Below are 9,217 nucleotides of genomic sequence, written 5' to 3' on the forward strand. Positions count from 1 at the left end.
CAAGCTCGCGCATCACCAGAAGACCGCCGTCCGAGCTGAGCTGCGTGCCGCGAAATTCCAGCCGCACGCGAGGGTCGAATTCCACCCGATCTGACCGCTGTGAGCCCGCACCCTCCGGGTGATCCATCGAACCCGCTCTCCTCAGCCATCAACACCATGATTTATATAAGAAATACCAAGGTCAGGACAGCGAAATCAGCGAATTACATGGGGAATGCGGGTTCATACCGACATTCTCGGTGGATGTGCGGCCGGTATGCGCACCGTGCTGGTCTCCGCTCACGGGTTATTCGCGGAGTGTGATTACAGGGACAACGTATCGCCTTGTGGCATAGTGCCCGATTTTGCATGTGAGAAATCTGAGAAACTACACCGGTCCACCCGCCGATGAACTACTTTCGATGATCGTCTGATCATTCACTTCGGCTTCGCTGTGTCCAGGGCAAGGTCGGTCTGACAAGGCCAACGGGACCGGTGAGAGTATTTGGAACCGGCCAGCCTGGGATCAGACCTCACGGCTCCCGCAGCGCCACCGGTATAAGACACCCGATCAGATCGGGGCTGAACAAAAAGCCCTTGAATCCGAAGCCGCCGAGGGGATTAAGATGGCAGCATGATGAGAGAACGCGCTGTCTCAAAACTGGGCCCCCAGTACAAAGTATCGATGTGCCCATCGGTTTGTCTGCACCGCTCTTGTCTTGAACCGCGAACTGGAATGAGAATGTGTGATCGCCCGAGCCAAACGCTGGAGTGCATTTTGTCGAATGCAGAGCTTCCTTCGGGCAGGCGGCGGTCATGAACGTCAAGGCTCTGCGCTTGTTCTGGGGCGTGGTCGAAACTGGCTCTCTCTCGGCGGCCGCTGACAGGCTCAACACCAGCACGTCCGCGGCGAGCCGCCTGTTGTCCCTTCTGGAGACGGAACTGGGGCTCGCACTCTTTTCGCGTCAGCGCCGCCGACTCGAGATGACGGATCAGGGACGCGAGTTCTATCAGCGCACGGCGCATATCCTGAAGGGGATAGACGAGCTTCCGGGCATTGCAAACGACGTCGTGTCGCTGTCGCCCGAGCCTCTGCGACTTGTCAGTACGGCAACCATCGCGAAGTCCCTGATAGCGCCGGCGCTGGCCGTGTGGCGCGACACGCATCCCGAAACCGCAGCGTGTCTCGACATCGAGACACGCTTCGACATGGAGAGCAAGGTCGCGGCGCGAGAATACAACTTAGGCGTCGTGTCGCTGCCGCAGGAAAACGCGATCATCAGGCTCGACGCGGCGCCTCTGGTGGCCGCGCGCTACGAGATCGCGCTGCCGCTGGACCATCCGCTGACGCGCGAGACGACCGTGCCGGTCGAGGCGCTGGCCGAGCTTCCGCTGATCGCGTTGAGGTCGGGGCAACGCTGGCGCCAGCGGATGGATGCGATCTGCACGGCTTGCGGCGTCTCACCCCGCATCACGGTCGAGACCGGTTCGACCGTGATCGCGCTCGAGCTTGTCAAGCACGGCGCCGGGGTGATGGTGGTTGACCGGGTGTGCAGCACGCTCGAACCCAAGGACTACGCGCTGCGCCCCCTGCGCCACGAAATGTGGACCGAATACGCCTCGATCACCGGGGCCGACGGCGTGTCCGGCCAGACACTGGATTTCGTCGATACTCTGCGCGCGCAGATCCGGACCGGGCGCGCGGCCTATGCGGACACGGCCGCCTGCGTGGCGTTGCGTTGATCGCACCGCTCGCGGAGCGCTGTCGCGCGCGTGCGCCCCGCGGCCGCAGCTGCGCGCGCGATCGGTTCGCTCTGGCCGGTATTGCGCGCGGGATCGAACAAATCCTCCAGGGCCGCATCGTCCAGATGCGCGCCGATTTCGGGGTCGTCGCGCAGCAGGGCGCGCAGCGACGCTCCGTTCCGCCCCGCCACATCGACCAGCCGGTGCAGTCGGTCATGGGCCGGCTGCCGACCGATATGTGGTGCGACATGCATCATCACCGGCTCCATGGCGAGGAGTTCGAACTGCTGCATCGCGTTTTCGAGCAGCCGCGTCCGATCCACCGCGACCGAGGACAGGACGCGGTCGAGATCGCGCATGACCCTCAGCGCGGCAGGGCAGGTTTCCTCAGTCAGCAGGCGCAGTTCGCGGTTGGTGGCGGCGTCGCCTTCGTGGGTGGCGGTCGGAACCGACAGAGCCGCGCCACCCCGCCCACGCAAGAGGTTGGCACGGGCACGCAGATCGACGACCAGTTTCGGGTTGATCTTGTGCGGCATGGTCGAGCTTCCGACCACGCCATTGGCGAGGGTCTCGCTGACCTCGCCGATCTCCTCCTGCATCAGCAGGTAAAGTTCGTCCGCGATGCGGCCGGCGGCGACACCCAGCGTCGCCAGCTTCGTCACGTATTCCACCAGCGGTGCCGCGCCTGTCCGGTTCGGCACGAGGGCCGGCGCCAAATTCAGGCGTCGTCCCAGCAAGGCGGCCAGCCGCGGGCCGGCATCGCCAAAGCTTTGATAGGCCCCGATGGCGCCGCCAAAGCGCAACTGGAAGAGCCGCGGCTGCACCTCGTCGAGCTGGTCGACGACGTGCAGCATGTCCTCGATCCAGCCGGCGACCTTGAAGCCGAAGGTGATAGGGAGGGCGTGCTGGCGGTTCGTGCGCCCGACCATGACGGTCTGCGCGTGGTTTTCCGCCATCCCAGCCAGCCGGTCGAGCACGCCGGCAATAGCCGTCTCCAGATCGGCGTGGTAGCGGCGCAGGACCAGCAGGCGCCCGGTGTCGATCACGTTCTGCGTCGTGGCGCCCCAATGGACATAAGCGCCGGCATCGCCCGCTGCCTCGGCCAGGACGCGCGCCAGCGCCGCGACCGGCGCCATGGTGCGCGCGATCTCGGACCGCAGCCGATCGATGTCGAGCCTGTCGAGATGCGCGGCCTGCGCGATGGCCTCGCCGGCCCAGGCGGGGATCATGCCCAGTTCGGCCTGAGCGCGGGCCAGTTCGGCCTCTACGTCCAGCCAGGATTGCCAGCGCGCGGCATCGCCGAAGAACTCGGTCGCGGGGCTCATGGCGCAGTCTCCGGCACGCGTTCCTCGGCAAGGCGCGGCACCGCCTCCAGCAGGGCGCGGGTATAGGGATCTGAGGGCGTGTGCAGCACCCGGTCGGCACTATCCTGTTCGACGATGCGCCCGTCCTTCATCACCGCGACGCGGTCGGCCATCTGATGCACCACCGCAATGTCGTGCGTCACAAGGAACAGCGTCAGGCCCAGCTGGGTCTTGAGATCGGTCAGCAGGTTCAGGATCTGCGCCTGCACCGAAACGTCCAGCGCCGAGGTCGGCTCGTCGCAAACCAAGATCCGCGGCTCGGTCACCAAGGCGCGGGCGATAGCGACGCGCTGGCGCTGCCCGCCGGACAACTGGCTGGGATAGTTGTGCACGAAAGCTTCGGGCAGGCCCACCTCGGCCATGACCGCGTGCAGTCGGGCGGTGCGGGATGCGGCGTCGCCGATCTTCTGGATCGCCAGCGGGCGGGTGATGATGCTGCCGATGGTGCGGCGCGGGTTGAGCGAGGAATAGGGATCCTGAAACACCGGTTGCACCAGTCGCCCCCGTTCGCCTCGAGGCAGGTCCGTCAGGTCGCGCCCGGCGATGCGAACCGATCCGGACGTCGGCGCGTCCAGACCCAGAAGGATGCGCGACAGCGTCGTCTTGCCCGACCCGCTTTCACCCACCAGCGCGAAAGTCTCTCCCCGATGCACCTGCAGTGATACGCCGTCGACCGCCGCGATGCTGCGTTTGGCGCGCATCAGGCCGGGCCGGGATTCGAAAACGCGGCGCACGTCGATCGCCTCGATCACCGGCTCGCCCGCCTTGACGCTGTCGGGCATCAACGTGCTTTCGGCGCGCACGATCTGCGCCACTTCGTTCGGGTCCAGCACGCAAGCATAGCTTTGGCCCGGCGCGGTGCCGGGGCGCGCGGGCGGACGCGCACTGCGGCAGGCGGGACGCACGGCCGGGCAGCGCGGGGCAAACACGCAGGCGTTCAGCCGACCGTGCACCGGGGCGATCTGGCCCGCGATCGCGCCCAGCCGTCTGCGCACGCCGAACGCCGTGGGCGCCGCGCGCAGCAGCGCGCGGGTATAGGGATGGCAGGGGTCGCGTAGGACTGCGTCCACCGGTCCGGCCTCCACGATCTCGCCGCGATACATCACGACCACGTCGTCGACCGTGTCCGCGACCACGGCAAGGTCGTGGGTGATGAGGATCATCGCCATGCCCAGATCGCGCTGGATGTCGCGCAACAGGTCGAGGATCTGCGCCTGCACGGTCACGTCGAGCGCGGTCGTCGGCTCGTCCGCCAGCAGCAGGTCGGGCCGCGTCATCAGCGCCATGGCGATCATCACGCGCTGGCGCTGACCGCCGCTCAACTGGTGGGGATATTGCCGCATCCGCGCTTCGGGGTCGGGCAGGCCCGTGCGGTCCAGCATTTCGATCGCGCGGGCGGTGGCCTGCGCCTTGCTCATCAGGTCTGCGCGCACCGGCCCTTCGGTCAGTTGCCGCCCGATCGTGTAGACTGGGTTGAGCGAGGTCATCGGCTCCTGAAAGATCATGCCGATGCGCTGGCCCGCGATGCGCGCAACAAAGTCCGGATCGGACAGGGCTGTCAGATCCTCGTCGCCGAAGCGCATGTGGTTCGCGGTCAGACGGGCGGATCCCGGCAGAAGCCGCATCAGCGACAGAGCCGTCATCGACTTGCCCGACCCGCTTTCGCCGACGATGCCCAGGCTGCGCCCCGCGCGTAGCGACAACGACAGGTCGTTCACGGCGCGCAACGGGCCGTTGGGGGTGTCGATCTCGACGGTCAGGCCGTCGACGTCCAGAACAGCGGCATCCATGCTCAGTTCCTCCCTTCCGGCGAGGTGATGTCACGCAGCCCGTCGCCGACCAGATTGGCGCCGACGACCAGAAGGAAAAGCGCGATTCCGGGTAGCACGACCAGCCAGGGGCGGAAGAACATGACCTCCTTGCCCTCGGCGATCATCAGGCCCCAGGACGGGTTGGGCGGCTGAATGCCCACGCCGAGAAAGCTCAGGGACGCCTCGGCCAGAATCGACACGCCCAACTCGAAGGTGAAGATCACCATAATCTGGTTCGACAGGTTGGGCAGGATCTCGTGCGACATGATCTGCCAGCGGGTCGCGCCTGTGGCTTCGGACGCGGCGACGAAGTCGATCTCGCGCAGGCGCATCGTGGCGGAGCGCGTCACCACGAGGTAGTACGTCCAGTGCAGCACACCGACGATGCCGATCACCACCCAGACGGACGGTCCGATGATGAACACTAGCGCCATGGCCAGCAGCAGCCCCGGCAGGGCCAGCTGCGCGGTCAGCAAAAAATTCACGCCCTGGTCCACGCGGCCGCCGAAATACCCCGAGATCACGCCCAGTGTGACGCCGATGAACATCCCGATGGTCGCGGCACCAAAGCCCACGGCAAGGGAAATCCGCGTGCCGTAGATGAGACGGGACAGGTAGTCGCGCCCGTTCGCGTCGGTGCCCAGCGGGTATTCCCACGTCCCGCCTTCGGACCAGACCGGCGGCTGCATCCGGTTCGCCAAGCTTTGCACGAAGGGGTCGTGCGGGGCGATGAGCGGCGCGAAGATGGCGGTCATGATCAATGCGACCAGGATGCCCAGCCCCAGCTGAAAGCCGCGATGCTTCGCCGCGCGACCGCGTACCAGCTGGCCGGGAGTCAACGGGGGCGGCGGGGTATCCTCGGCGCCGTCCCTGGCCAGCGCGGCCTCGGCTGCGATGTCGGTATCGGAAAAATGGGTCATCCCAGCCTCAGTCGCGGATCGAGCGCCGCGTTCAAAATGTCGGCCAACAGGTTCATGAGAACGAACACCATGGCGAAGACGAAGATCAGGATCTGCACGGTCGGGATGTCGGACCCGAGGATCGATTCCAGCGCTAGACGCCCCAGACCGTTGATGGCAAAGATCGTCTCGGTGATGACCGAGCCGGAGAACTTGTGCCCAAGCTGCACCGCCAGCACCGAGATCACCGGCAGCATCGCGTTGCGCAGCGCGTGCCGGCGCACCAGATCACCGCCGCGGAACCCCTTGGCCCGCGCAGTGCGGATGAAGTCCGATTCCATCACCTCGATCATGCCGGTGCGGGTCAGGCGCATCACCGCGGGTACCGAACTGGCCCCCAGCACGAAGGCGGGAAGGACGAAATGCGCCAGGCTGTCGTCGCCCGAGACGGGAAATATCGGGAAGGTCACGGCAAACAGGATGATCATGATCAGCCCGAGCCAGAAATTCGGCACCGCCTGTGCCGACACAGCCACCCCCAACGCCATCCGGTCGATCCAGGTGTTGGGGTTCAGCGCGGCGAGGATGCCCAGCGGCAGCGCGATCAGGATCGTCACCGCCAGCCCCATCACTGAAAGAAGCAGCGTGACCGGCGCGCGGTCCGCGACGAGGGCGGCGACCGGCTTGTTCCAGTAATAGCTTTCGCCGAAATCGCCCGTGAGCATCCCGCTGGCCCAGTCAGCGTACCGCACCATCACCGGGCGATCGAGACCGTAGGTCTCGCGGATCTGCTCGATCACCTCCTGCTCGGCGTCCTCGCCGGCGATGGCGTAGGCCGGATCGGTGGCGAAGTTCAACAACATGAAGGTGACGAAGGACAGCGCGACCGCGACGGCGAGAGCGATGCCGAGGCGCTGCAGGATATAGCGTGTCATGGAAATTCTCCTAGGGCCAGACATGGGCCAAAGGGGCCCGGCCGCGTGGTGCGGCCGGGCCCTGCGTCAGGTCACTTCCAGCCTGCGCGGTAGATGCGCGGCAGACCGTCCTGATAGGTCGGGAAGTCGACCTCGGACGACACGAGGAAGTTCTGCGCGTAGCTGACCAGCGGCACCCAGTAGGCCTCCTCTGCGATCGTGGTCAGCGCCTCGGCATAGAGCCGCAGCCGCGCTTCCTGGTCACCCGTCACCTCAGCGGCCAGCACGTTTTCCACGACCTCGGGGTTGTTCGACATGTTGCGGTCCGACGTATCGTTGAAATGCACCCGCGCGATGGCCGCGGTGTCCGGCGTCCCGCCCGATCCCCAGGTCCCGAAATAGGCCTGGATGTCGCGGTTGGCGCGCGCCTCGTTCAGCGAGGCCAGCTTGACGTGGCGCAGCGATACGTCGATGCCGACCGCCTCGAAATCGGCGGACACCGCCTCGGCAATGGGCTTGTCACGATAGGACCACAGTTCCAGGTCGAATCCGTCGGGATAGCCTGCCTCGGCCAGCAGTTCCTTCGCGCGCTCGGGGTCGTAGTTGTAAACAGGCACCTGCTGCGTGCAGCCGAACTGGGCCGGGTGGCATGCGGTATGAACCGCCTGCGAACCCCCACCCATCAGGAACTGCGCGATTTCGGGGCGGTTGACGGCGTGGTTCATCGCCTGCCGCACCGTCTTGTCGGTCAGCGGGCCGTCGGGATCGGTGTGACCGAAGGCGTCGAGTACCAGAAAGCCGATGCGCAGGTCGGTCGAGGTGACATGATTCACATTCGGTGCCGCGCCCATGCTTTCGGCCACGTCGCGGCTGACCTTGAACATCCAGTCGATGCCGCCGGACATCAGCTCGGCCTGCTGCGTGCCCATGTCGGGAATGTTGCGGATCACCACGTTGCCGATCTCGATCGGATTCTTCGGGCTTTCTTCGTGGTAGCCTTCGTAGCGCTCCAGCACGACCTCCTCGCCGGGCGAGAAGCTTGCAACGCGGTACGGGCCAAGGCCATTATGCTCGGTCGCCATGGCGTCCTGCACCGGCTCGCCGTTCTCGTCATGATAGCTGCCCTCGGGCCGGATCTGTACCCGGCGGGCCATGTCGCGGATCACCAGCGGGTATTCCGTTTTGAGATTGAAGCGCACCGTGTCTTCGTCCAGCACGTCGGCGCTGTCCAGCCAGCGCTCGATCGTTCCCTTGGCCTGCGACTCGCTCTCCTCGTCGATGATCCAGTTGTAGGTATAGGCCACATCGGACGGCGTAAGCGCCTGGCCGTCGTGGAACGCGACGCCGTCGCGCAGATTCACGTCGACCGTCAGGTCGTCCACATACTCGAAGCCCGTGGCCACGGACGGTACGTATTCGTTTGTTTCGGGGTCGTAGCCAAACAGCCCCTCGTCGATCAGATCGGCCAGCAGGATATATTCCCGTTTGGTCGTGTAGTTGTAATCGAGATTCAGAATCTCTTCGGCAAAGGCGACACGCAGCGTATCGTCGGCCCGGTCGGCAGCCGCGGTCACGGGTGCGCCGGCCAGCGCCGAAGCGGCGAGGCCGCCAGCCAGCCAGGTGTGGGTCAGTTTCATGGGATCCTCCTCTTTCGATTGGCGAAGCTTGCGCAATCAGGTTCGTTCGAACAAGTGGTATTACTGGAACCTCACTTAACCATTATCGAACGGTTGACGTGGCAAGCCAGCCTGCCGCCCTCGACATCGCCACACGCCGGCAGCCATCCTGCTGTGTGGCGATGGCGGTGCGTGTCAAGCCGCATGCGATCAGTTGGACTTCAGTCGTGCATGCGCAGGTTGTCACATCGAAACACGCGCTGAAATGTTGAGTTCTGTGTCCTACGTGTGGAGAGCGTCCGATCCCGGTTCCGTCCGCTCCGCCACCATCACCTTATCGAACCCGTTCAGGCCGCCCGTCGGAGGCGATGTTATGATCTTTCAAAGCATTTTCGCGCCGCATGAGTTTTTCAACCAAATTGGCCGATCAAAGCGTCGTTCCGCTTCAAGAATTCGGTACACGCTATGCCACTGCGAAAGCATCATAAATCGCGCATTGCTTGACGACCAACACACGTCATCCGACATCCCCCAAGTGACCTGCCGCTTGACGTGGACATCGCCTGAACAGTCCAGCAGATCAACTGTTTCGCCTTCCGAGCGCTGACTGCGCTCTTTGGAACGCTCGATTGTGGTTGGATTGCGCGGCAACGCCGCGTCATTCTGGCTCGGCAGCGACATTCATCAGCATGGTGGACAGACCTGTCCTGCCGTTTTTGGCAGGGCAGGTCTGGACCGCGGTCACGCTTATATCGGTGGCGCTCGCAATCTGCGTATGGCAGCGAGAATGGCCCTCACCATCGGGCCTGTGACCGCGACCCCGGCCAGTTGGAAGGTGATCGCACGGGCGTGACGTACCATGCGGGCCCCTATCTTGATCAGCTTGAGCTG

Annotated in this window: 8 protein-coding genes and 1 pseudogene; 2 read left to right on the forward strand and 7 right to left on the reverse strand. The window is 64.9% G+C overall.

All coding sequences use genetic code 11. From position 1 onward, the window contains the following. Positions 1–214 precede the first annotated feature (214 nt). Together LCF60_RS24685 and LCF60_RS22095 are read left to right on the forward strand one after the other, a co-directional pair. Positions 215–391, forward strand: coding sequence for an HAD hydrolase-like protein (locus tag LCF60_RS24685; protein WP_363318453.1), 177 nt, complete (start codon positions 215–217; stop codon positions 389–391). A gap of 404 nt (positions 392–795) precedes the next feature. Beyond that, positions 796–1,722 (forward strand): LysR family transcriptional regulator, encoded by a 927-nt coding sequence (locus tag LCF60_RS22095; protein WP_292294706.1) that lies wholly within the window; start codon positions 796–798, stop codon positions 1,720–1,722. On the opposite strand, the gene LCF60_RS22100 is transcribed toward LCF60_RS22095, so the two are convergent. The 7 genes and pseudogenes from LCF60_RS22100 to LCF60_RS22130 form a co-directional block, all read right to left on the reverse strand. Beyond that, a complete protein-coding gene (locus tag LCF60_RS22100) occupies positions 1,686–3,047 on the reverse strand; it encodes a lyase family protein (RefSeq protein ID WP_292294707.1) in 1,362 nt (453 codons plus the stop codon). The genes LCF60_RS22095 and LCF60_RS22100 overlap by 37 nt on opposite strands. Beyond that, positions 3,044–4,876 (reverse strand): ABC transporter ATP-binding protein, encoded by a 1,833-nt coding sequence (locus LCF60_RS22105; RefSeq protein WP_292294708.1) that lies wholly within the window; start codon positions 4,874–4,876, stop codon positions 3,044–3,046. Before LCF60_RS22105 ends, LCF60_RS22100 begins: the two co-directional genes overlap by 4 nt. 2 nt (positions 4,877–4,878) lie before the next feature. After that, positions 4,879–5,817: an ABC transporter permease gene (locus LCF60_RS22110; RefSeq protein ID WP_292294709.1), complete on the reverse strand. Its 939-nt coding sequence runs from the start codon at positions 5,815–5,817 to the stop codon at positions 4,879–4,881. Continuing rightward, complete coding sequence (locus LCF60_RS22115) at positions 5,814–6,731, reverse strand: ABC transporter permease (protein ID WP_292294710.1); 918 nt, start codon at positions 6,729–6,731, stop codon at positions 5,814–5,816. The genes LCF60_RS22110 and LCF60_RS22115 overlap by 4 nt, the downstream gene beginning before the upstream one ends. A 71-nt stretch (positions 6,732–6,802) precedes the next feature. Beyond that, positions 6,803–8,347: an ABC transporter substrate-binding protein gene (locus LCF60_RS22120; RefSeq protein WP_292294711.1), complete on the reverse strand. Its 1,545-nt coding sequence runs from the start codon at positions 8,345–8,347 to the stop codon at positions 6,803–6,805. Between the two features lie 360 nt (positions 8,348–8,707). Next, positions 8,708–9,007 carry a hypothetical protein gene (locus tag LCF60_RS22125; RefSeq protein WP_292294712.1) on the reverse strand — a complete coding sequence of 100 codons (300 nt, stop codon included), beginning with the start codon at positions 9,005–9,007 and terminating at the stop codon, positions 8,708–8,710. A 66-nt stretch (positions 9,008–9,073) separates the two neighbouring features. After that, positions 9,074–9,217: pseudogene (locus LCF60_RS22130) on the reverse strand (IS1380 family transposase); the annotation flags it as partial.

Source organism: Marivita sp., from assembly GCF_020055635.1.
GTDB lineage: Bacteria > Pseudomonadota > Alphaproteobacteria > Rhodobacterales > Rhodobacteraceae > Marivita.

Excerpts from the sequence above, each read along its gene's own strand:
- LCF60_RS22120 (WP_292294711.1), bottom strand. The coding sequence starts at position 8,347 with ATGAAACTGACCCACACCTGGCTGGCTGGCGGCCTCGCCGCTTCGGCG.
- LCF60_RS24685 (WP_363318453.1), top strand. The coding sequence starts at position 215 with ATGCGGGTTCATACCGACATTCTCGGTGGATGTGCGGCCGGTATGCGC.
- LCF60_RS22115 (WP_292294710.1), bottom strand. The coding sequence starts at position 6,731 with ATGACACGCTATATCCTGCAGCGCCTCGGCATCGCTCTCGCCGTCGCG.
- LCF60_RS22100 (WP_292294707.1), bottom strand. The coding sequence starts at position 3,047 with ATGAGCCCCGCGACCGAGTTCTTCGGCGATGCCGCGCGCTGGCAATCC.
- LCF60_RS22105 (WP_292294708.1), bottom strand. The coding sequence starts at position 4,876 with ATGGATGCCGCTGTTCTGGACGTCGACGGCCTGACCGTCGAGATCGAC.
- LCF60_RS22125 (WP_292294712.1), bottom strand. The coding sequence starts at position 9,007 with ATGTCGCTGCCGAGCCAGAATGACGCGGCGTTGCCGCGCAATCCAACC.
- LCF60_RS22095 (WP_292294706.1), top strand. The coding sequence starts at position 796 with ATGAACGTCAAGGCTCTGCGCTTGTTCTGGGGCGTGGTCGAAACTGGC.
- LCF60_RS22110 (WP_292294709.1), bottom strand. The coding sequence starts at position 5,817 with ATGACCCATTTTTCCGATACCGACATCGCAGCCGAGGCCGCGCTGGCC.